Annotated in this window: 20 protein-coding genes; 14 read left to right on the top strand and 6 right to left on the bottom strand. The window is 68.0% G+C overall.

Features of this window, described 5'->3' with window-relative positions; translation table 11 throughout:
• Positions 1–232 precede the first annotated feature (232 nt).
• On the bottom strand, positions 233–3,478 hold the full coding sequence (locus BACI71_RS13110; protein WP_201297373.1) for a glycoside hydrolase family 2 TIM barrel-domain containing protein: 3,246 nt from the start codon (positions 3,476–3,478) through the stop codon (positions 233–235).
• 152 nt (positions 3,479–3,630) lie between these two features.
• Here BACI71_RS13110 and BACI71_RS13105 point away from each other — a divergent pair, with 152 nt between their 5' ends.
• Positions 3,631–4,941: a sugar porter family MFS transporter gene (locus tag BACI71_RS13105; protein ID WP_236552976.1), complete on the top strand. Its 1,311-nt coding sequence runs from the start codon at positions 3,631–3,633 to the stop codon at positions 4,939–4,941.
• Positions 4,942–5,000: 59 nt separating this feature from the next.
• Positions 5,001–5,378 (top strand): hypothetical protein, encoded by a 378-nt coding sequence (locus BACI71_RS13100; RefSeq protein ID WP_159759293.1) that lies wholly within the window; start codon positions 5,001–5,003, stop codon positions 5,376–5,378.
• Positions 5,379–5,471: 93 nt separating this feature from the next.
• Here the strand turns inward: BACI71_RS13100 and BACI71_RS13095 are convergent, their stop codons facing one another.
• Positions 5,472–6,224 (bottom strand): IclR family transcriptional regulator, encoded by a 753-nt coding sequence (locus BACI71_RS13095; RefSeq protein WP_159759291.1) that lies wholly within the window; start codon positions 6,222–6,224, stop codon positions 5,472–5,474.
• Positions 6,225–6,379: 155 nt separating this feature from the next.
• Here BACI71_RS13095 and BACI71_RS13090 point away from each other — a divergent pair, with 155 nt between their 5' ends.
• The 5 genes from BACI71_RS13090 to BACI71_RS13065 are packed head-to-tail and all read left to right on the top strand — an operon-like array spanning position 6,380 to position 10,833.
• Positions 6,380–7,681, top strand: coding sequence for an aldo/keto reductase (locus BACI71_RS13090; RefSeq protein WP_159759289.1), 1,302 nt, complete (start codon positions 6,380–6,382; stop codon positions 7,679–7,681).
• The gene (locus BACI71_RS13080; protein ID WP_159759287.1) at positions 7,678–8,883 is read left to right on the top strand and encodes a UxaA family hydrolase; all 1,206 of its coding nucleotides are present in this window, start codon (positions 7,678–7,680) and stop codon (positions 8,881–8,883) included. Before BACI71_RS13090 ends, BACI71_RS13080 begins: the two co-directional genes overlap by 4 nt.
• Before the next feature lie 15 nt (positions 8,884–8,898).
• A complete protein-coding gene (locus tag BACI71_RS13075) occupies positions 8,899–9,630 on the top strand; it encodes an SDR family oxidoreductase (RefSeq protein WP_159759285.1) in 732 nt (243 codons plus the stop codon).
• Positions 9,631–9,640: 10 nt separating this feature from the next.
• The gene (locus BACI71_RS13070; protein ID WP_159759283.1) at positions 9,641–10,486 is read left to right on the top strand and encodes a fumarylacetoacetate hydrolase family protein; all 846 of its coding nucleotides are present in this window, start codon (positions 9,641–9,643) and stop codon (positions 10,484–10,486) included.
• Positions 10,483–10,833, top strand: a complete 351-nt coding sequence (locus tag BACI71_RS13065; protein WP_159759281.1) for an L-rhamnose mutarotase — start codon at positions 10,483–10,485, stop codon at positions 10,831–10,833. Before BACI71_RS13070 ends, BACI71_RS13065 begins: the two co-directional genes overlap by 4 nt.
• 151 nt (positions 10,834–10,984) lie before the next feature.
• Here the strand turns inward: BACI71_RS13065 and BACI71_RS13060 are convergent, their stop codons facing one another.
• Positions 10,985–12,622 (bottom strand): Na+/H+ antiporter, encoded by a 1,638-nt coding sequence (locus BACI71_RS13060; RefSeq protein ID WP_201297372.1) that lies wholly within the window; start codon positions 12,620–12,622, stop codon positions 10,985–10,987.
• 210 nt (positions 12,623–12,832) lie between these two features.
• Complete coding sequence (locus BACI71_RS13055; RefSeq protein ID WP_159759279.1) at positions 12,833–14,020, bottom strand: thiolase family protein; 1,188 nt, start codon at positions 14,018–14,020, stop codon at positions 12,833–12,835.
• Positions 14,021–14,099: 79 nt separating this feature from the next.
• Between BACI71_RS13055 and BACI71_RS13050 the strand changes: the two genes are divergently transcribed.
• Genes BACI71_RS13050 through BACI71_RS13040 form a run of 3 tightly spaced genes read left to right on the top strand, consistent with a single transcriptional unit; the run spans position 14,100 to position 15,522 of the window.
• Complete coding sequence (locus tag BACI71_RS13050) at positions 14,100–14,348, top strand: hypothetical protein (protein WP_201297371.1); 249 nt, start codon at positions 14,100–14,102, stop codon at positions 14,346–14,348.
• An 8-nt stretch (positions 14,349–14,356) separates the two neighbouring features.
• Positions 14,357–15,094, top strand: a complete 738-nt coding sequence (locus BACI71_RS13045; RefSeq protein WP_201297370.1) for a prepilin peptidase — start codon at positions 14,357–14,359, stop codon at positions 15,092–15,094.
• Positions 15,091–15,522: a hypothetical protein gene (locus BACI71_RS13040; RefSeq protein WP_159759277.1), complete on the top strand. Its 432-nt coding sequence runs from the start codon at positions 15,091–15,093 to the stop codon at positions 15,520–15,522. Before BACI71_RS13045 ends, BACI71_RS13040 begins: the two co-directional genes overlap by 4 nt.
• A 55-nt stretch (positions 15,523–15,577) precedes the next feature.
• Here BACI71_RS13040 and BACI71_RS13035 read toward each other — a convergent pair whose 3' ends face one another.
• A complete protein-coding gene (locus BACI71_RS13035; protein ID WP_159759275.1) occupies positions 15,578–15,736 on the bottom strand; it encodes a YdcH family protein in 159 nt (52 codons plus the stop codon).
• A gap of 166 nt (positions 15,737–15,902) precedes the next feature.
• On the opposite strand from BACI71_RS13035, the gene BACI71_RS13030 reads away from it, so the two are divergent.
• Both BACI71_RS13030 and BACI71_RS13025 read left to right on the top strand, forming a co-directional pair.
• Positions 15,903–16,112, top strand: a complete 210-nt coding sequence (locus BACI71_RS13030; RefSeq protein ID WP_159761197.1) for a YdcH family protein — start codon at positions 15,903–15,905, stop codon at positions 16,110–16,112.
• 109 nt (positions 16,113–16,221) lie between these two features.
• Positions 16,222–16,683, top strand: coding sequence for a DUF1465 family protein (locus tag BACI71_RS13025; RefSeq protein ID WP_159759273.1), 462 nt, complete (start codon positions 16,222–16,224; stop codon positions 16,681–16,683).
• A 336-nt stretch (positions 16,684–17,019) separates the two neighbouring features.
• On the opposite strand, the gene BACI71_RS13020 is transcribed toward BACI71_RS13025, so the two are convergent.
• On the bottom strand, positions 17,020–18,150 hold the full coding sequence (locus BACI71_RS13020) for a zinc-binding dehydrogenase (RefSeq protein ID WP_201297369.1): 1,131 nt from the start codon (positions 18,148–18,150) through the stop codon (positions 17,020–17,022).
• 92 nt (positions 18,151–18,242) lie between these two features.
• On the opposite strand from BACI71_RS13020, the gene BACI71_RS13015 reads away from it, so the two are divergent.
• Together BACI71_RS13015 and BACI71_RS13010 are read left to right on the top strand one after the other, a co-directional pair.
• Entirely contained in the window at positions 18,243–19,076 is an 834-nt protein-coding gene (locus tag BACI71_RS13015) for an arylamine N-acetyltransferase family protein (RefSeq protein ID WP_159759269.1), read from the top strand.
• Between the two features lie 243 nt (positions 19,077–19,319).
• Positions 19,320–21,167: a glycoside hydrolase family 127 protein gene (locus BACI71_RS13010; protein ID WP_159761195.1), complete on the top strand. Its 1,848-nt coding sequence runs from the start codon at positions 19,320–19,322 to the stop codon at positions 21,165–21,167.
• Positions 21,168–21,206: the final 39 nt, after the last annotated feature.

Here is a 21,206-nt window from a genome sequence, read left to right as displayed (position 1 = left end):
GGTTCCTCTGCGGTGCGAGGGGAACGTCCCGGGTGGTGGAACGGTGCCGTGCCACCACTATTACCGTCATTCCCGCGACGGCGGGTATCCAGAAACTCTGACGTTGCTGCTCTTACGACGACCTGCACGTCTGGATTCCCGCCTTCGCGGGGATGACGGGGGGGCGTCATTCAACAATGGTCGGCAAGAAGGAGCGGGGCCCCGGCTCACGGCCGGGGCGAAGAAAGGTACTTTACTCCTCCCCGGTCGCGGTGGCCGGCTTTGCGCTTGCACCATGGCCGTCGGTGGTGATCGGCGAGAGCGTGAAGCCGTAGCGCAGCGGCGCGACCTTGATGCGATATTGCTCGAGCGGTCGGCCCCAGTCGCTCCATTCGGTATCGCCGCCGACACCCGATTGCACCGCGTCGACCAGCAGGCTGCCGTTCGCGCCCGGGACGATGTCGGTGCTCTTGCGCGTGCCCGGGGTGCGGCGGTTCAGCTCGGTATACGGGAAGGCGAGCGCGTTCATCGACAGCGGCTGGTCTCCGGCGACGCGCAGCCCGCCGTCGGGCCCGCGCACCAGCTCCATCCAGCGCACGTCGACCTTGTTGCCGGTTTCCTGCGGGCGGAGATAATCGTGGTTCTGCGCCGCGATGTCGCCGCGCCACAGCCCGATCGGCGCCGAGGTCTTGCGATCGCTGTAGCTCTCATGCGGTCCGCGACCATACCATTGCACGGTCTTGTAGTCGCGCGGGGTGACGTAGGAGAGGCCGACGCGGAGCGGGTCGCCGAGCGTCGTGTCGAGCGGCTGGAAGTCGCCCGTCACCGCGACGCTGCCGTCCGCCGCCATCTGGTAGCGGGTCGAGAAGCGCGCGACGTTGCCGCCGGTCAGCCAGCGGACCGTCACCGCCGCACCACCGCCGGGCAGCTTCTGCGTGTCGATACCCTCGACGACGCGCTCGTCGGTGGCGCGCTGCCACGGCACGTTGCGCTTCTCGCTGCCGACGCCGAGATCATTGTCGGTCAGCGCGCGCGTGAAGTTGGGCGTGCCACCCGAGAGGAGGACGCGCCCGCCGGTCGCGTAGCGATCGACCAGCCCGGTCTTGCGGTCGATCACCAATTCGGTCTCGCCCGCCGACAGCCGGACGGTGCCGCCGCGGTTGTCGAGCTTGACCGGGCCGTTGTCGGCAACGGTCGCGGCAGTCGGCGGGGCGGTGAGCGGGAATTGCTCCCAGCCGACCACAGTGCCCGCCGCGACGCCGGGCGTGATCCCGGCCTTTGCGCGGTAGCTGACGGTCAGGAAATATTCGGCATCGGGGCGGCGGGTGAAGCCGGTCGGCGCGAGCGCGACGCGCGCGCTCTGGTGCGCGGCAACGGTCGGGGCCGCCAGCGTGCCGCGTGCGACCGCGATGCCGTTCTCCAGCACTTCCCAGCTATAGTCATAGGCATCCGCCCCGAGGAAGTCGTGGCGGTTCGCGACGGTGAGCTGGCCGGCGTTCGCGTCATAGCCGGTGAACTGGACCGGAGCGTAGACCTTGCGGACCTCATAGAGCTGCGGGTTGGGGGTGCGATCCGCCTGGAGCATCCCGTCGCCGAATTCGATATCACCGCCGGGGTTCGGACCGTATTCGCCGCCGTCACCCCAATAGCGGCGCCCGTCCCTGGTGTAGCGGTACATCGCCTGATCGACCCAGTCCCACGCGAAGCCGCCCTGCAGCTTGTCGGGATGCGCGTAGATCGTGTCCCAATATTCCTTCAAATTGCCGCCCGAATTACCCATCATGTGCGCATATTCGCACTGGATCATCGGCTGCTTGTAATTCCAGTTGGTGGCGTAATCCGCCATCTTGGCGACCGGATCGTACATCGGCGCGTAGATGTCGGCGAACCAGTTCGGGCGGTGCTGCTGCACGCCTTCATAGGTGCCCCAGCCGAGGTAGCTGATGAGCCGGCCGGGATCGCGCGTCTTGGCGGCGGTGCCGGCGGTCGCGAAATTGGGGCCGATCCCCGCCTCGTTGCCGAGCGACCAGAAGATGATCGAGGGATGGTTCTTGTCGCGCTCGACCATGTTGAGCACGCGGTCGACGTGCGCCGACTGCCATGCGGGGTCGAAGCCGAGCTGGTACACGCTGCGCTGGCGGGGGTTGTTGTTCCCCATCTCCATATAGGCGTGGCTCTCGATATTGGCCTCGTCCATGACGTACAGGCCGTAGCGGTCGGCGAGTTCGTAGAGATACGGGTCGTTCGGATAGTGCGAGGTGCGCAGCGCGTTGATGTTGTTGCGCTTCATCAGCTGGATGTCGTGCTCCATCGACTCGCGGCTGACGACGTGGAAGGTCTCGGGATCGTGTTCGTGGCGGTTGACGCCGCGGATCGTGATCGGCTTGCCGTTGACGCTGACCAGCCCGTTCTTCATCTCGACGGTGCGGAAGCCGATCCGCTGATAGGTCGACTGGATGATCGCACCCCTGGCGTCGTACAGTTCGACCAGCAGCATGTAGAGATTGGGCGTCTCGGCGCTCCACGGCTTCACGCCGGCGACGGTGGCGGAGAGCGTCGTCTTGCGATCGGCGTCACCGGCACCGAGCGGCGCGCGGCCCTGCGAGACGATGCGGTCGCCGTCCAGCAGCACGTAGCGCGCGCTGACCGCCGCGCCGGGCGCGACCGTCAGGTCGACGGCGAGCTTGCCGTTGCGGTAATTCTCGTCGAGCCCGGCATGGACGAAGAAGTCGCGGATGCGCGTCTTCGGCGCGGCCATCAGATAGACCTCGCGCTCGATCCCCGAGACGCGCCAGAAATCCTGATCCTCGAGATAGCTGCCGTCCGACCAGCGGAACACCTGGATCGCGACGGTGTTCGCGCCGGGCTTGACGAAGCGGGTCACGTCGAACTCGGACGGGAGCTTGCTGTCCTCCGAATAGCCGACCTGCTGGCCGTTGACCCACACCTTATAGGCCGAGCCGGCCGCGCCGATGTGCAGCACGACGTCCTGCCCCGACCAGCCGGCCGGCAGGTCGATCGTGCGGCGGTACGAACCGACCGGGTTGGTGGCGTGCGGGATCAGCGGGCGGTTGGCGGGGAAGGGGTAGGTGATGTTGTTGTAGCGCGGCTGGTCATAGCCCTCGGTCTGCCAGTCGGCGGGGACCTTGATCGTCTTCCACTGCGAGGCGTCGAAATCGGGACGCTCGAAGCCGGTCGGCAGCTTGTCGGCATCGGGCGAGAAGCTGAACTGCCATTGCCCGTTCAGCGACAGGAAGCGCTTCGATTCCGTGCGATGGCCGGCGAGCGCCTTGTCGCGCGTCTCGAACGGGAAGCCGGTGGCATGCGCCGGCATCCGGCCGATGTAGTTGATGCCGGGGTTCTCCCAGTCGGGACGCTGCGAGTCGATCTGCGGCTGGAGCGGCACCGGCGGTGCGTTCTGCGCGGCAGCATCGCCTGAAACGCTGGCGAGCAACGCCGCGACAAGAACAGCGCTACGGCGCTGGCCGACATGATCCACGATAATCCTCCCGATTAAGTCATTTTGTAAGACAAGTACCGGCTGCTTGGGCCTTTGCCAAGAGCGCGTGCGGGTTGACGCACGGCACACTTTGCGGTCCCTGTGCGCGACCGGACCGCGCGGGGCGGACGATGCGGGCGGAGCACGATCTTTTGAACACGACCTTGCTGCGCGGCGTGCTGGTGGGTGGACTGGCCGGGCTGTTGTTCGGCTTCGATACCGCGGTGATCGCCGGGACGACGGAAGGCATCCGCACCGCCTTTGCGCTGGACGCGAGCGGCGTGGGCATCACGGTATCGGCGGCATTGTGGGGGACGCTGGCGGGGGCGTTGCTCGCCGGGTTGCCGGGCGATCGCTACGGCGCGCGCAACGCGCTGAAGGGGATCGCGCTGCTCTATTGCCTGTCGGGGCTGGGGTGCCTGATCGCGTGGAGCTGGCCGGCGCTGATCGTGTTCCGCGTCATGGCGGGGCTGGCGGTCGGCGCGTCGTCGGTGCTCGCTCCCGTGTATCTTGCCGAGATCGCGCCCGCCGAGCGCCGCGGGTTGATGGTGGGGACGTTCCAGCTCAACATCGTGCTCGGCATCCTCGCCGCCTATCTGAGCAATGCAATCGTCGGCAGCTTCGATCTCGGCGCGGGCGACTGGCAGGTGAAGTTCGGGATCAGCGCGGTGCCGGCGCTGCTGCTGCTCGGATTAATGTTCGCGATCCCTGACAGCCCGCGCTGGCTTGCCGCCAAGGGACGTGAGGACGAGGCCGAGGAGGTGCTGGTGCGGCTGGGGGTCGCCGATCCGCGGCACGAGCTGGACAGTTATGCCCGCGCCGCCGCCGCCGTGGCGGTCGGCAGCGCGCCGCGGCTGTCGTGGACCCGGCATCGCAAGCCGATCCTGCTCGCCTTCGCGGTGGCGTCGTTCAACCAGCTCTCCGGGATCAATGCGATCCTTTATTATCTCAACGATATCTTCGCGGCGGCAGGCTATGACGCGGTGTCTGCCGACCGGCAGTCGGTGACGATCGGCTTGTGCAATTTCGTGTTCACCGCGCTGGCGCTGCTGGTGATCGACCGGTTGGGGCGGCGCACGCTGTTGTTGATCGGGTCGGTCGGGCTGACGCTGGCGCTGGGCGGAACCGCGGCGGTGTTCCTGACCGGGCAGGGGCAGCAATATCTGCTCGCGTTGCTGATCGCGTTTATCGCCTTCTTCGCGTTCAGCCAGGGTGCGGTGATCTGGGTTTATATCAGCGAGATCTTCCCGACCGACGTCCGCGCGCGCGGACAAGCACTCGGTTCCTCGACGCACTGGGCGATGGATGCGGTGATCGCGATGGCGTTCCCGGTGATCGCCGCGCACACGCGCGGGCTGCCATTCGTGGTGTTCGCGGCGATGATGGCGGTGCAGTTCGTGGTGGTGCTGATGTTCTTCCCCGAGACCAAACAGCGCTCGCTGGAAGCCATCGGTGTTGAATGATCTATTGATAATCATTCGCAAGTAAGCTAGAGCCTGATCCCGGTCGTGGAGGATCAGGCATGAGCATCGTCGCGCATCCGTCATCGTCGCCGTCGCGCGGGATTGCGCAATTGTTGCCGACGCTGGCGCGCGGGTGGCGCGCGGCGCGCGACCGTCATGCCTGTACGCAGCAGCGGTTGCACCGACTGCTCGCGCCGCATGGGGCTGGGATGCTGGCGCCGGTGTTCGACAGTCTGATGACCTTGTACGAGGCGGCATTGGGGCGCGAGTTCGCGGTCGGCACGGCGGCGGCGCTGTCGGCGGACGAGCGGATGTTGATCGACCTGCTGAACGGATCGCGACCGCAGCGCGCATGCATCGACTGCCCGGAAGGGGCGGCGCGCGCGCTGCATTGCTCGATCTGCTCGACGCGGATCATGCTGGCGATGGTGGGGTGACGGCGTCCCTGATCGTCATTGCGCGCGCAGCGAAGCCATCCAGTGCCGGACCAGGAAGCCCTGGATGCTTCGCGCCGCTCGCGACGACCGGCACTAGTCGATCGTCGGCTGGAGCTGCGCGCTGACCGAGCGCACCGCGTCGCGAAGCAGCGCGCGCGTTTCGTCGAGCGACACGCGCGCCGCGCGGCCGGCGACGAACGGGACCGTCAGCGCGGCGCGGGCTGCGCCATGTTCGAGGACCGGTGCCGACAAATCCGTGATTCCCTCCAGCATCGGGCTCGGGGTGACCGCGTCCCCCTCCGCGACCAGCGCGTCGAGTTGCTTGCCGAGCGCCGGGTCGATGTCACCGCCCGCCTCGCGAACTTCCGCGACCATTGCCGCGCGCACCGCAGGCGGTTGGAAAGCGAGCAGCACACGCCCGGAATTCGAGCGATGGAGCGGGCGGCGATAGCCGACGCGTACCGCGAAGCCCGACAGGCCGGGCGCCTCGACCCCGGCGATCACCACCATTTCCGCACCCGACGCGACCGCGAGGTGGCAGCTCTGTCCGGTCGCGCGCGCCAGCACCTGCATCACCGGCAGCGCGGTGACGGTAAGGTCGCGCACCGGCGGGCGGCCCATGCCCAGCGCGAACAGGCGATTGGTGAGACGATAGCCGTCGTCGTCGCGCGCGATGTAGCGATGCTCCTCCAGCACCTGAAGCATGCGGAAGATCTCGCCCACCGACCGGCCGAGCGCGCCGGAGATGTCCGACATCGTCAGCGCCTGTTCGGAGGTGGCGAGCAGTTCGAGGATCTCCAGCCCCTTTTTGAGCGCAGGAGCCTGATAGCGGGGCGGATTCGTCATGGTCGACGCACCCTAGCCACGCGCGGGCAACGACACCAGCACCTGCCAATTCCCGTCAATAAAAGCATTTTTCACATTTCAATTGTCATGCCCGTGCCTTAGAATGTTGCCGTAGTGCTCACGCGACAAGGGTGGGGCCGGGAGAGGAAGCGTGCATGTTCCAGAATTCGACCCCCAGCGCACCGCCGCTCGACCGGGCAGGTGAGGCGCTGCCGCGGTTCGGAATGGGAACCGCCGCGATCGGCAATCTCTACCGCGCGATCGACGATGCCACGGCAGAGGGAACCGTCGCCGCGGCGCTGGATGCTGGCGTCCGCTATTTCGACACCGCGCCGCATTATGGCTTTGGTTTGGCCGAGCGGCGGCTCGGCGCGGCGCTGTCGCGCCACGATCCGGAGCGGACGTGCGCGGTTTCCACCAAGGTCGGGCGGCTGCTCGCGCCGACCGGTGCGTCGGGCACCCGGCACGGCTTCGTCGACGCCGATCCGTTCGAGCCGGTATTCGACTATACCGCGGACGGCGTGCGGCGTTCGTTCGACGCGAGCTGCGCGCGATTGCAGCGCGACCGCGTCGACGTGCTGCTGGCACACGATCTCGGGCGGCTGACGCATGGCGACGCCCATGAGCGCCACCTGCGCGACTTCCTTGATGGCGGTTATGCCGCGATGGTGGCGTTGCGCGATGCCGGCGTGGTCGGCGCGATCGGAATTGGCGTCAACGAGGTCGCGGTGTGCGAGGAATTGCTCGACCGGGTGCCGCTCGACGTAATCCTGCTCGCCGGGCGCTATACGTTGCTCGATCGCAGCGCGACGCCGTTCCTCGACCGCTGCCAGGTGCGGGGCGTGCGCGTCATCATCGGCGGCGCGTACAACAGCGGCATATTGGCGCGCGATCCGCACGAGGCGGATCCGGCGCAGTCGCATTACGATTATGCCGCCCCGCCGGCCGCGCTGGTCGAGCGGACGCGTGCGCTCGCCCGGACCTGTGCGACCGCCGGCGTATCGCTGCCGGCCGCCGCGATCCAGTTCCCGCTGCGGCATCCGGCGGTGGCGTGCGTGCTCGCCGGGCTTGGCAACCCGGACGAGGTCGCCGATCTGCGCACGCGGATCGCCGCCCCGATCCCCGACGACCTGTGGCCGGCGCTGGAAGCGCGCGCGCCGCAGCAACTGATCCTGCTCCACCCCGACGACAATGTGATGATCTGCGTCGCGCCGATCGCGGCGGGCGATCTGCTGCCGGTGTCGGGCGGGACGATCCCGGCGCGCGAGGGCGTCACCGTCGGCCACAAGATCGCGCGCGCCGAATTGAAGCCGGGCGACAAGGTCATCAAATATGGCGCGCCGATCGGGTCGATGACCGACGCGGCGGCGGCCGGACAATGGGTCCATATGCACAATATGAAGAGCGACTATATCGCCAGCCATACGCGCAGCACCGTGACGGAGCAGCGCGCGTGATCGCGGCATGGCAGCGCGCCGACGGGCGCAAGGGCATCCGCAACACCGTCGCGGTCGCGTATCTGGTGGAGTGTGCGCATCACGTCGCGCGCAAGATCGTCGACAAGGCCGATGACGCCGACGTGCATCTGATCGGCTTCCCCGGCTGCTATCCCAATGCCTATGCGGCGCGGGTGATGGAGGCGGTGACGACGCATCCGAATGTCGGCGGCGTGGTGATCGTGTCGCTGGGCTGCGAGAGCTTCGACCGCGAGCGGTTGCAGCAGGTGATCCGCGACAGCGGCCGTCCGGTCGAGCTGTACGTCATCCAGCAGACCGGCGGCACCGCGGCGACGATCGCCGCCGGGCTGGAGGCGGTCGCGCGGGTCAAGGCGCAGATCGCCGACGTGCCGCGCGTGCCGATGCGTGTCGACGAACTGATCGTCGGGACGATCTGCGGCGGGTCGGACGGGACCAGCGGGATCACCGCCAATCCCGCGGTCGGGCGCGCGTTCGACAGACTGGTGGCGGACGGCGCGACCTGCATCTTCGAAGAGACCGGCGAGCTGGTCGGGTGCGAGGGGATCATGGCCGATCGCGCGCTGACCCCCGAGCTGGGCGACGAGATCGTGGCCTGCGTCCGCAAGGCCGAGGAATATTACACGATCATGGGCTTCGGCAGCTTCGCACCCGGCAATGCCGAGGGCGGGCTGACGACGCAGGAAGAGAAGTCGATGGGGGCGTATTCCAAATCGGGATCGTCGCTGATCAGCGGGATCATCAAGCCCGGTGACGTGCCCCCGGCGGGCGGGCTGTATCTGCTCGACGTCGTGCCGGATGGCGAGCCGCGCTTCGGCTTCCCGAACATCTCCGACAATGCCGAGATCGTCGAGATGATCGCGTGCGGGTGTCACCTGACACTGTTCACGACCGGGCGGGGTTCGGTGGTCGGCTCGGCAATCGCGCCGGTCATCAAGATCTGCGCGAACCCGGAGACGGCGCGGCGGCTGGCGGCGGACATGGACATCAACGCCGGGCGCATCCTCGAAGGCGAGGCGACGCTCGACGAGGTCGGTGCGGAGATCGTCGATGCGATCATGGCGGTGGCCGGCGGACAACAGAGCGTGTCCGAAGCGCTCGGTCACCGCGAATTCATCCTGACCTACAAGGCCTTCGACCCGGTTGGGCCGGCGTGCCTGCCGGTCGCTGCAGGTAGTCGTTGAATGAGGAAGCGTTGAATGGAAGGCCGGTTAAAGGGCAAGGTCGCGTTGATCACCGCGGCGGGCAACGGGATCGGGCGCGCCGCCGCCCTGCGCTATGCCGCCGAGGGCGCGCGCGTGATCGCGACCGATATCGATGCGGCGGCGCTGGCGGGGCTTGACGCGTGCGAGCAGCGGGCACTCGACGTCACCGATGCGGCGCAGATCGCTGCGCTGGTCGGCGAGGTCGGGCGGATCGACGTGCTCGCCAACATCGCGGGCATCGTCCACGCCGGGACCATTCTCGATCTGACCGACGCCGAATGGGACCAGGCGGTCGCGATCAACATGACCGCGATGACGCGCACGATCCGCGCGGTGCTGCCGGGGATGCTGGCGGCGGGCGGCGGCGCGATCGTCAACATGTCGTCGATCGCCAGTTCGGTGAAGGGCATCCCCAACCGTTTCGCCTATACCGCAACCAAGGCGGGGGTGATCGGGATCACCAAGGCGGTGGCGGCCGATTTCGTCGGGCAGGGCATCCGTTGCAACGCGATCTGTCCGGGCACGGTCGACACGCCGTCGTTGCAGCAGCGGCTGCGCGACACCGGCGATTACGAGGCAGCGCAACAGGCGTTCGTCGCGCGGCAGCCGATGGGTCGGCTGGGGCGTGCCGAAGAGATTGCGGCGCTTGTCGCCTATCTGGGCAGCGACGACGCGGCCTTCACGACCGGCGCGGTGCATGTCATCGACGGCGGATGGGTCAATTGAGGAAAAGCGCATGAAGCTGGTACGTTACGGGGCGCCGGGCGCCGAGAAGCCGGGGATGGTCGATGCGCAGGGGCAGGTCCGCGACCTGTCGGCGCATGTCGCCGATATCGCGGGCGCGGCGCTGGGCGTTGCCGAGCTGGCGCGGCTGGCCGCGATCGATCCGGCGACGCTGCCGGTGGTCGCGGTTGATCGCTATGGCCCGTGCGTCGGTGCGGTTGGCAAGTTCCTGTGCATCGGGCTCAATTATTCGGATCATGCCGCCGAGACCGGTGCGACGGTGCCGACCGAGCCGGTGATCTTCACCAAGGCGACCAGCGCGATCATCGGCCCCGACGATAACGTCGAGATCCCGAAGGGGTCGACCAAGACCGACTGGGAAGTCGAGCTGGGGATCGTGATCGGCACCGAAGCGCGCTACGTCGACGAGGCGGATGCCGAGCAGCACATTGCGGGCTATTGCGTCATCAACGACGTGTCGGAGCGCGCGTTTCAGCTCGAGCGGCAGGGGACGTGGGACAAGGGCAAGGGCTGCGACACGTTCGGGCCGATCGGGCCGTGGCTGGTAACGCGCGACGAGGTCGCCGATCCGACCGCGCTGGGCATGTGGCTGGCGGTCAACGGCCATCGCTATCAGGACGGATCGACGGCGACGATGGTCTACAAGCCGGCGTTCATCGTCAGCTATGTCAGCCAGTTCATGTCGCTGCAGCCCGGCGACGTAATCTCGACCGGCACGCCGCCGGGCGTCGGCATGGGGCAGAAGCCGCCGGTGTTCCTGAAGGCGGGTGACGTCATGGAACTGGGGATCGAAGGGCTGGGGCAGCAGCGCCAGACCGTCGTGGCATATAAGGCATGACCCAACGCCACGTCCTGCTGGTCGATATCGCTGACGAGCCCGAGGCGGTCGCGGCCTATGAGGCGTGGCACGCAGCCGGCGCGGTACCTGCGCCGGTCATCGCCAGCATCCGCGCGGCGGGGATCGTGGCGATGGACATCTATCGCACCGGCGGGCGGCTGGTGATGGTGATGGACACCGACGCGACCTTCGATGCCGCGCGCAAGGCGGCGGCGGATGCGGCCGACCCCGACGTGCAGGCGTGGGAGGCGAAGATGGACGCTTACCAGCGTCGTCTGCCGTGGGCCGAGCCGGGAGTTAAGTGGGTCGCGGCGTGGCGGATTTTTTCGCTGGCGGAGCAGGGGTAACAGCTCTTTTGTCATTCCCGCGCAGGCGGGAATCCAGAACCGCGGACGTTAGTGGCTCTTACGATGACCTGCGCGTCTGGTTTCCCGCCTGCGCGGGAATGACGGAGAAGAGCTGGACCGCTTTAGCCTTCGCGGGCACCCCGGTGCGGCTTCACCCCCGCAGACGTCCCTCCAGCAGGTCCAGCTCGCGGGTCAGCTTGCGACCGGTTTCGCTGCCGATCGCGCGGGCGCGTTCCATCCGGAACACCTCCTCGCGCTCGGCGCGGATCGCCGCCAGTCGCAGCACGCGGTCGATGCGCTCGTTCTGCTGGATGACGGCCAGTTCGGGCTCGCCGTCGACGCGGACGCGGATTCGCTCGCGGTACAGGTCCATGATCCGCGTCGCCGCCTCGGCATAGACGTCGACGTCGTCGCGGTCGCGTGACAGATCGTGTTGCGCGCCATCGACCGCTCGGATCGCGGCACGGGCGGCGGCGACGCGCGCGCGATTTTCCTCGCCCTGTTTCGACGGCTCGGGCGGCAGCGCGAGGCCGCGCAGGACGAGCGGCAGCCCGATGCTCGCCGCGACCAGCGACACGATGATAACCCCGGCAGCAAGCGCGATCGCAAGATCGCGCGCCGGGAAGGGCGAGCCGTCGCTGAGCACCAGCGGCAGCGTGAGCACGCCCGCCAGCGTGATGACGCCGCGCACACCGGCGAGCGACATCGCCGCGAAGACTCGCCAGTCGGGGCTGCGCAACGGCGAGTCGTTGACGCTGCGGCGCAATACCGTCAGGCGGAACGACAGCCACACCCAGACGAAGCGCAACCCGGCGAGCACCGCGACGATCGCCAGCACATAAAGCGCCAGCCACCAGGGATTGTCGTGGTTGGTCAGTCGCACCGTGTCGCGCGCGCCGGCGATGATGACCGGCAGTTGCTCGCCGAGCAGCACGAAGATGATGCCGTTGAGCGCGAACTGGATCGTGTCCCACACCGAATTGCGGCGCATCCGCGTCGCGGGCAGCGCCTGCCGCGACAGCTCGGCGAAGGTCATCGTCACGCCGGCCGCGACCACCGCGAGGATGCCCGAGGCGTGGACATGCTCGGCGGCGATATAGGCGATGAACGGGATCAGCAGGCTGACCAGCACCTGCGACCCGATATCCTCGCCGAAGCGCCGCGACACCCAAGCCTTGGCGCGGGTGATCGCGACGGTGGTGACGACGCCGATCGCGATTCCGGCAGCGGCGAGCCACACGAAGCTGGCGGCGGCGTCGGCAAGCGAGAATGCGCCGGTCAGCGCGGCGGCGATCGCGAAGCGCAGGCAGACGAGGCCGGAAGCGTCGTTGAGCAGTGCCTCGCCTTCGAGGATGTGCATCATGCGGCGCGGGATCGGCACGCGTGCGGCGATCGCGGACACCGCGATCGGATCGGTCGGGGAGACGACCGCGGCGAGCGCGAACGACACCGCGAGCGGCATCGCGGGGATCAGCCAGTCGATGAAGAAGCCGACGCCGACAACCGTGGTCAGGACCAGCCCGAGCGCCAGTTCGACGACGACCGGTACGTCCTTCAGCAACTCGTCCTTGGGAATGCGCCAGCCGTCGATGAACAGCAGCGGGGGCAGGAAGACGAGCAGGAAGATCTCGGGGTCGAGCGTCACCCGCAAATTCGCTGCCATCCCGATCGCCGCGCCAAATGCTATCTGGACGAGCGGGGCGGGGATATTGATCGGGAGAATGCGCGCGATCGCGCCGCTGACGACCACCGCGAACAACAACAACAGAACGACCGAGACGACTTCCAAGGCGGGCAACCTCCTTCGGGATGGGGATGAGGAGGGGATCGCCGGAAGTGGCGTGCTGCGCAACCGTTCAGGTGGCTGATCCGGGTCGGTGCAACGTTTTATCGCGGCGGGCGAGGCCCGCTCGCGCGTCATTGCGAGCGTCGCGAAGGAATCCAGCGCCGGACCAGGACGCCCTGGATTGCTTCGCTACGCTCGCAATGACGGCAAGACTCAGTTCATCAGTTCGACCGCCATCGCGACGCCTTCGCCGCCGCCGATGCACAGCGACGCCACGCCGCGCCTCTGGCCGGTGGTCTGCAATCCGCCGAGCAGAGTCGCCAGGACGCGCGCGCCCGACGCGCCAATCGGATGGCCGAGCGCGCACGCGCCGCCGTTGATGTTGAGCTTCTCGTGATCGAGCGCCAGTTCCTGCATCGCAACCATTGCGACGCATGCGAACGCCTCGTTGACCTCCCACAGATCGACGTCGCCGACCGACCAGCCGGCCTTCTCCAGCGCCTTGCGCATCGCCGGCACCGGGGCGGTGGTGAAGCGCGCCGGGGCGTGGGCGTGCGCGGCGTGGCTGACGATCCGCGCGACCGGCGTGATGCCGAGCTTCTCGGCGACCGACAGGCGCGTCAGCACCAGCGCCGCGGCGCCGTCGGAGATCGACGAGGCATTGGCGGCGGTGACGGTGCCGTCCTTGGTGAAGGCGGGGCGCAGCGTCGGGATCTTGGCGGGATCGCTCTTGCTCGGCTGCTCATCAGTGGAGACGGTAGTGGTGCCCTTGCGCCCCTTCACCTCCACCGCGACGATCTCGCGATCGAACGCCCCAGACTGTTGCGCCTGCTGCGCGCGGGTAAGCGAGGCGATCGCGAACGCGTCCTGCGCCTCGCGCGTGAACTGATATTCGCGTGCAGTGTCCTCGGCGAACACGCCCATCGCGGTGCCGGACTGATAGGCATCCTCGAGCCCGTCGAGCGCCATGTGATCGAACAGGCGGTCATGCCCGAACCGCGCCCCGCCGCGATGCGCCTTCGACAGATACGGCGCGTTGGTCATGCTCTCCATGCCGCCCGCAACCAGCAGGTCGATCGAGCCGGCGCCGAGCGCCTCGGCACCGAGAATCGCAGCCTGCATCCCCGATCCGCAGACCTTGTTGAGCGTCGTCGCCTCGACATGCTCGCCCAGCCCGGCGAGGATCGCGGCCTGTCGTGCCGGCGCCTGGCCGACGCCGGCCGACAGGACGTTGCCCATGTAGATGCGCTCGATCGCGGCGGCGTCGACCCCGGCGCGCTCGACCGCGGCCTTCACCGCGGCGGCGCCCAGCTCGCTGGCCGACAGCGCGGCGAGGCTGCCCTGCATCGAGCCCATCGGGGTGCGCGCATAGGACAGGATGACGATGGGGTCGGTAGCCATGATTTCGCGGTTCCTCGCTTGATCTCGATCGGCATGTAAGCACTCGTCCGGCAGGGCGCAAACGACTAGGCCCGCCTTCATGCAAGCCATTGATGAAGCGCTGAAATGGTATGCGGCGCTCAGCGGGATCGCAGCCGCGTTCATGGTGTCGCTGGACAGCGGCCGCCGGGTGACCGGATGGGGCATGGCGATCTTCGTCACGTCGTCGATCGCCTGGATCGCGGGCGCGTGGCTGACCGGCGACGAGCCGTTGGGCGTGCAGAACGGCGTGCTGCTCGGCATCAACAGCTTCGGCGTGTATCGGTACCTGATTCGCAAGCAGGGCTGAGACGGTGGATGTGGGTGCTGGGATTGGGCGTGCTGGGCGCCGTCATCGGCAGCTTCCTCGCAACGATCGCGATCCGCTGGCCGCAGGAACGGTCGGTGACGCACGGACGCTCGGCCTGCGACGGATGCGGGCGGTCGCTGCGAGCCGATGAGCTGATCCCGCTGGTCGCGTGGCTGGTCGCGCGGGGGCGGTGCCGGACGTGCGGGGCGCGGATCGACCCGCTGCATCCCCTTATCGAAGCGGGATGCGCGGCCGTCGGCGTCGCTGCGGCGCTTGCCGCGCCGGGTCCGGTCGCGCTGGCCGGTGCGGCGTTCGGCTGGCTGTTGCTGGTGCTGGCGGTGATGGACGCGCGTGACTTCTGGTTGCCCGACCCGTTGGTCGCGGCGCTGGCGTTGGCCGCGGTGGCGGGGGCGTGGCTTGCGCCGCCCGCGCTTGGCGAACGGCTGATCGGCGGAGCTGGTGGCTTTGCGGTGCTGTGGCTGATTGGTGCGGGCTATCGCCGGTGGCGCGGGCGCGACGGGCTGGGCGGCGGCGATCCCAAATTGTTCGGCGCGATCGGGCTTGCGCTGGGATGGCGGATGCTGCCGGCGGTCATGCTGGTGGCGGGGCTGATCGGGCTTGGCTGGGTGTTGTTCCAGAGGGTGCGCGGGTCAGCGGTCGCGGCCGACGACGCGCTGCCGCTGGGGACGCTGCTGGCGATCGCGGCTTACCCGGCGTGGCTGCTCATGATAGGCATGGCGGCATGAAGTTCGCGTTTTTGCTGCTCGCTGCACAGGCGGCCGCGCCATCATCGGGTATCGACGGCCTGCCGATTGGCCCGCTGCCCCAGCAGTCGCTGCCGGCGCGGGGCTGTGCGGCGTATCTTTTCTCGACCGGGACGACGCGCACGCTGGCGGCATTGGCGACCGCCGACCCCGGGACCCTGCGGCTGTCGATCGATGGCAAGGTCATCGACCTGCCACGTACCGGGGCGACCGGCAGTGCGCAGCTCGGCCTCAACGCGGAGAGCGTCTACCGCGCTGGCGACATGGTCGCGACTGTGCAGATGACGGTGGAGTTGCGGCAGAACCTGACCGCGGGGGCGGCGGTGCCGGTGGCGACGCTGCGGCTGGATCGCGAGGGGCGCGACACGGTGGTGGTGCCGCTCGCCGGGCTGGTCGGCTGCGCTGGCTAGCTCGAACAGGAAAGCGCCCGGCGGAACGTGTCCACCGGGCGCCACCTTGCTCAGCCTAGTGCGAGGAGGTGATTTCCTCCTTCAACCGCAGTTTCTGCTTCTTCAGTTCCGCAAGCACGATCGTATCGGGCACCGGACGTTGCGACTCAGCGGCGATCCGCTGGTCGATCGTCGCGTGCTTGGCCTCCAGGGCCGAGATGTGCGCGGTCTGCATGGCAGTCTCCTTCGTGGTTGAGAGGGAAAGGAAGGAAATCACGAATCGGGCGATATGTCCCGTGACTTTTGCTGACTCGCGCCCATCTGCGACTTTGGTACGACGGGTCGCGCCACGTCGACGCGGCGGCTATGCAGGCGCGACTCAGGGGTCGGGAGTGCGGGCGATGAACGACGTGGGCGATGAGGCGGACGTGACGGCGCGGTTGGAGATGCTGCGCGTCGAGCACCGCGATCTCGACGCGGCGATCGGTGCGCTGGCCGGGGGTGGCGGCTCCGACCAGTTGCAACTCATGCGGCTGAAGAAGCGCAAACTGCGGCTGCGCGACGAAATCGCGTTGCTTGAGGATCAGATGATCCCCGACATCATCGCCTGACGGGCGGCGGCAAAAACGGCGCATTTCGGGACGGTTCTGCCCTGCGACGGTCCGCAAACGTGATGAACGCGCTTGGCGGCCGAGGCGCGGTCGTGGCAAGGACGCGGACATGGCCGACCACGCCCATGATCCTCGCCTGCAACGCCGCCTGATCGACGCCTTCTATACCGAGGCGATGGTGCTGGCGGACGAGGCGCGGCATTATTTCGACGAGGGCGGACGCATCGAGCGCGAGGCGCTGCCGCCGATGGAGCGCGTGGCGTTCAGCTGCGAATCGCTCAAGGTGACGACGCGGCTGATGCACGTCATCGCGTGGCTGCTGACGCAACGTGCGATCGCGGCCGGGGAACTGCCCGCGACGCAGGCGCTCGATCCTTCACGGCGGCTGGGGACTGCACCGGCCAGTGACGCGGAGATGCTGGCGCGGTTTCCGCAGCATGCGCGAGGGCTGATCGAGAGCAGCGTCGAGCTGCATCGCCGCGTCGCGTTGCTGGACGCCGCGCATGCCGGCGAGATGCCGGTGGTCAGCCCGGCACGGTCGATGCTCGACCGACTGGCGACGGCGTTCTAGCGGCGCCTTCGTCGCCCCGCACCCTACCCGGATGCAGGGCGTGCGACCGGTCGGATCTAGTCACCGCCCTTTGACGCGCCAGCCGCGCCCGTACCGGGCACCCGGCACATCGGGGTACCGGCGGTTATCGCTGACCCGCTTCAGCGCGCGCGGCGGGTCGGCGGCAAACGATGCCGGGCCGCAGCGGTCTGCCATATCGATCGCGCGCCTTCATCGAGCCGCACGATCGATACACCGCTTGTCGAACGATAAGATCAGCATCGGGCGGCAGGTCAGGACCTGCCTCGGGTTTCGCACGTCATCGGTGGCTTCGCGTTCGATGACGCGGCGCGGAACCTACCGCGTCGGGTCGATCAGATATTTCTCACCGGTTGCCTTGCGCTCATAGGCGCGCAGCACGTCGGCATGCAGCGCCTCCTTGAGTCCGATCGTCGCCGTATAGTTGCTCGCGAAGGTCGTGGTCAGCTCGTCGGCGATCCGCTGCCGCATTCGCGCCGTCGTCTCCGGAGCAGCCTTTTTCAGCCAGGGCGTCAGCAGGAATCCCGACACGCTCCACTGGAATCCGAACGCGAGCCGGTTGAGTGTCGTCGCGCCGGTGTCGAGCGCGCCATAGATATACAGCTGTTTGAACGTGTCCGAGCCGTAGCGGCTGTACGCGCCGGCGGTGCGGTTGGCGGCCTGCTCCATCGCCTGCACGATATCGCTGCCCAGCGACCCGCCGCCGATCGCGTCGAACGCGATCGTCGCGCCGGTTTCGGCACAGGCATCCGCCAGCTTTGCGCGGAAATCCTCGTCCTGGCTGTTGAGCACGTGTGTCGCGCCGATCTCGCGAAGGATTGCCGCCTGCTCGGGCTTGCGGACGATGTTCACCAGCGGCACACCATCGGCGAGGCAAATCTTCTGGAGCATCTGCCCGAGGTTCGACGCCGCGGCGGTGTGGACGATCGCCTTGTGCCCTTCGGCGCGCATCGTCTCGACGAAGGCGAGCGAGGTCAGCGGATTGACGAACATCGCCGCGCCGTCCGCCGCGCTCGCACCCTCGGGCAGCGGCACCACTTCGCGACGCTTGGCGAGGCGATACTCGGCGAACATCGCGCCGCCGATCATCCCGACCTTGCGCCCGACCAGCTCCTGCCCTTGCGCGCCGGCAGCGACGACGGTGCCGGCACCTTCGTTGCCGACCGGCAGCGACTGATCGATCCGCGCACGCAGCCCGCTGATGCGTCCACGCGGCACCGCAAAGCGCAGCGCGGGCGCGTCGGCCGTGCCGACCTCCTCCAGCGTCGCGACATCGGCCGGCCCCAGCAGCAGCCCGAGGTCGGAGGGGTTGATCGGCGCGGCCTCGACGCGCACCAGCACCTCGTCGTCGGCGGGCGTCGGATAGCTGACCTCTTCAAGGCGCAGCGTCAGCGACCCCTCGGCGTCGACGATCGAACGCAGCTCCAAACCCTTGATGTCGCTCAACATGACCTCCTCATTCGGGTGGTCCGGCATGGGCCTGTGCGCGGGGGCGGTCAAACCCGTTCTCATCGCCGCGCAACCGCGCTACCGCTGCCGCCATGTTCGACCTCGACGCCTATCTCGCCCGCATCGACCTTCCCGCGCGTCCGACGCGCGACGCCGCCGGCCTGTCACGCGTCCAGCACGCGCACCGGCTGGCGATCCCGTTCGAGAATCTCGACGTGCGGCTCGGCCGCGCGATCGCGATCGACGGCGCCAGCGTCGCCGCCAAGCTGGTCACCGCGCGGCGGGGCGGTTATTGTTTCGAGCAGAACCGGCTGTTGCTCGATGCGCTCGCCGCACTCGACTTCACCGCGCGGCCGTTGCTCGCGCGCGTGTGGCTCGGCGCGACTGCGGTGCCGCCGCTGACGCACACGCTGTCGCTGGTGACGATCGACGGTCAGTCGTGGATCGCCGATGCCGGCTTCGGCGGCAGCTACGCACCGGTCCTGCCGCTCGCCGATGGCGCGCAGGGCGAAGCGCCCGACGGCGCGCGCTTCCTGCTGGTCCGCGACGACGACCGTGCGGGAGAGGGCGGCTGGCTGCTGCTGCGCGACGGCGACCCCGCCACCACCGACGGCCGCGGCGTCGGCACCGGGTGGCAGCCGCAATATAGTTTCACCACCGCGCCGGTGCACGACAGCGATCTGGCGATGGGCAATCATTGGTCGATGAGCGCGCCCACCAGTCGCTTCACCAACGTGACGGTGACGAGCATCATCCTGCCGCGCGGCTTCGCCTCGCTTACCGACCGTCAATACCGCCGCCGCGCGTCGGAGACGACCGCCGAATCCGAGATCACCGATCCGCGTGTCTACCGGATGCGGCTGAGCATGATGTTCGGGATCGACCTGAGCGCGAACGAGGTGGCGGCGCTGGGATTGTTCGGGTGAGCGGGCGGCGTTCCGCGCCCTCGCCGGAGATCTGACCGTTGGCGTCGGCCGGACCCTCAAGCCGGGCCGGCGGCAAGCGTTTGCGCGCCAAGTGGCTGGCGGAGGGTGGCAATTGACGGAGTAATGGCTATGATCGCGGCGCGCGCCATGAGCTGCGCACGATAGGAGAGTTTCGTGGCCATCGCCTGTTGCACCCCGCTGTCGCGTCGACATTTTCTCTCTGGTGTCGCCGGCAGTGCGCTGATGGCCGGGGTCACCGCGCCGGCGCTGGCACAGGCTGCCGCGCCCACCGCGCTCCAGCCGTTCGACATGCGCGACGTGGACCTGCTCGACAGCCCGTTCCTCCATGCACAGCGCCAGACCGAAGCCTATCTGCTGCGCCTCCAGCCCGACCGGATGCTGCACAATTTTCGCGTCAACGCCGGGCTGAAGCCCAAGGCGCCGGTCTATGGTGGCTGGGAATCCGAGCCGATGTGGGCGGACATCAACTGCCACGGCCATACGCTCGGCCATTATCTCTCCGCCTGTGCGCTGGCCTATCGCGCCACCGGCAAGCAGGAGTATCGCAAGCGGATCGATTATATCGCCGCCGAACTGGCGGCGTGCCAGAAGGCCGCGAACAGCGGGCTGGTCTGCGCCTTCCCCAAAGGTGCGGCGCTCGTCTCGGCGCATCTGCGCGGCGAGCCGATCACCGGCGTGCCGTGGTACACGCTCCACAAGGTCTATGCCGGCCTGCGTGACGCGACGTTGCTCGCGGACAGCGCGGCGGCGAAGGCGGTGCTGCTGCGGCTCGCCGACTGGGGCGTGGTCGCCACCCGCCCGCTCGGCGACGCGCAGTTCGAGGAGATGCTCAAGACCGAATATGGCGGCATGAACGAGGTCTATGCCGACCTGTTCGCCATGACCGGAAACGCGGACTACCAACGACTTGCCGAGCGATTCTCACAGAAAGCGTTACTCGCCCCGCTAGTGAAGGCGCAGGACCAGCTCGACGGGATGCACGCCAATACGCAAATCCCGAAGATCATCGGCTTCCAGCGCGTCCACGAGACCGGCGGCCACGCAAGCTACCATGACGCCGCGCAATTCTTCTGGAAGACGGTCGCGCGCACCCGCGCCTTCGCGACCGGTGGCCACGGCGACAACGAGCATTTCTTCGCGATGGCCGACTTCGACGAGCACGTCTTCTCGGCCAAGGGGTCGGAGACGTGCTGCCAGCACAACATGCTCAAGCTGACGCGCCAGTTGTTCCTGCAGGAGCCGCGGGCCGATTACGCCGATTATTACGAGCGCACGCTCTACAATGGCATTCTCGCCTCGCAGGACCCCGACAGCGGGATGGCGACCTACTTCCAGGGCGCGCGCCCCGGCTACATGAAGCTGTACCATACCCCGGAGGACAGCTTCTGGTGCTGCACGGGAACCGGGATGGAGAACCACGTCAAATATCGGGACTCGATCTACTTCCATGACGGGCGAACGCTTTACGTCAATCTGTTCATCCCATCGACGCTGAAGTGGCGCCAGCAGGGCGTTGTTTTAACTCAGGAAACGACGTTCCCAACGCAGGCTGGCACGCAGCTGCGCATCACGACGAAGCGCGCCACATCGGCCGCGCTCAAGCTGCGCCACCCGCGTTGGAGCCGCGTCGCCACGGTGCTGGTCAACGGCCGTGAGGCGGCGACCTCGGCCGAGCCGGGCAGCTATGTGACGCTCGACCGGACATGGAACGACGGCGACACCGTCGAGCTGCGGCTGGTCATGGAGCCGGTCGCCGAACAGGCCCCCGCCGCGCCGCAGATCGTCGCCTTCACCTATGGCCCGCTGGTGCTGGCCGGCGCGCTTGGCAAGGAGGGTCTCGCCCCCGGGTCGGACATCATCGTCAACGAGCGCAAATACGGCACGTACAACGATACGCCGATCACCGTCCCGGTGCTCGCCGGCGAGCCCGACGCGCTGGCGAAGAGCATCCGCCCCGCCGGTGCACCGCTCGAATTCACGATCGCCGCGCAGGACGGCACGCCGGTGCGGCTGATCCCATACCACAGGATCGCACACGAACGATACGCGACCTATTGGAAGCTCGCCTGACCAGCCGCTTGTCGGACATTCAGCGACCAAAATTCCGCT

Source organism: Sphingomonas sp. 8AM (genome assembly GCF_902506455.1).
Taxonomy (GTDB): domain Bacteria; phylum Pseudomonadota; class Alphaproteobacteria; order Sphingomonadales; family Sphingomonadaceae; genus Sphingomonas.
Note: the sequence above shows the minus strand (reverse complement) of the source record. Positions and strands in the feature narration are given on the sequence as shown.

Coding starts and splice junctions, on each gene's coding strand:
- BACI71_RS13040 (WP_159759277.1), top strand. CDS start 15,091: ATGAAGTTCGCGTTTTTGCTGCTCGCTGCACAGGCGGCCGCGCCATCA.
- BACI71_RS13015 (WP_159759269.1), top strand. CDS start 18,243: ATGTTCGACCTCGACGCCTATCTCGCCCGCATCGACCTTCCCGCGCGT.
- BACI71_RS13100 (WP_159759293.1), top strand. CDS start 5,001: ATGAGCATCGTCGCGCATCCGTCATCGTCGCCGTCGCGCGGGATTGCG.
- BACI71_RS13095 (WP_159759291.1), bottom strand. CDS start 6,224: ATGACGAATCCGCCCCGCTATCAGGCTCCTGCGCTCAAAAAGGGGCTG.
- BACI71_RS13070 (WP_159759283.1), top strand. CDS start 9,641: ATGAAGCTGGTACGTTACGGGGCGCCGGGCGCCGAGAAGCCGGGGATG.
- BACI71_RS13050 (WP_201297371.1), top strand. CDS start 14,100: ATGCAAGCCATTGATGAAGCGCTGAAATGGTATGCGGCGCTCAGCGGG.
- BACI71_RS13090 (WP_159759289.1), top strand. CDS start 6,380: ATGTTCCAGAATTCGACCCCCAGCGCACCGCCGCTCGACCGGGCAGGT.
- BACI71_RS13045 (WP_201297370.1), top strand. CDS start 14,357: ATGTGGGTGCTGGGATTGGGCGTGCTGGGCGCCGTCATCGGCAGCTTC.
- BACI71_RS13035 (WP_159759275.1), bottom strand. CDS start 15,736: ATGCAGACCGCGCACATCTCGGCCCTGGAGGCCAAGCACGCGACGATC.
- BACI71_RS13010 (WP_159761195.1), top strand. CDS start 19,320: ATGGCCGGGGTCACCGCGCCGGCGCTGGCACAGGCTGCCGCGCCCACC.
- BACI71_RS13065 (WP_159759281.1), top strand. CDS start 10,483: ATGACCCAACGCCACGTCCTGCTGGTCGATATCGCTGACGAGCCCGAG.
- BACI71_RS13055 (WP_159759279.1), bottom strand. CDS start 14,020: ATGGCTACCGACCCCATCGTCATCCTGTCCTATGCGCGCACCCCGATG.
- BACI71_RS13020 (WP_201297369.1), bottom strand. CDS start 18,150: ATGTTGAGCGACATCAAGGGTTTGGAGCTGCGTTCGATCGTCGACGCC.
- BACI71_RS13030 (WP_159761197.1), top strand. CDS start 15,903: ATGAACGACGTGGGCGATGAGGCGGACGTGACGGCGCGGTTGGAGATG.
- BACI71_RS13025 (WP_159759273.1), top strand. CDS start 16,222: ATGGCCGACCACGCCCATGATCCTCGCCTGCAACGCCGCCTGATCGAC.
- BACI71_RS13075 (WP_159759285.1), top strand. CDS start 8,899: ATGGAAGGCCGGTTAAAGGGCAAGGTCGCGTTGATCACCGCGGCGGGC.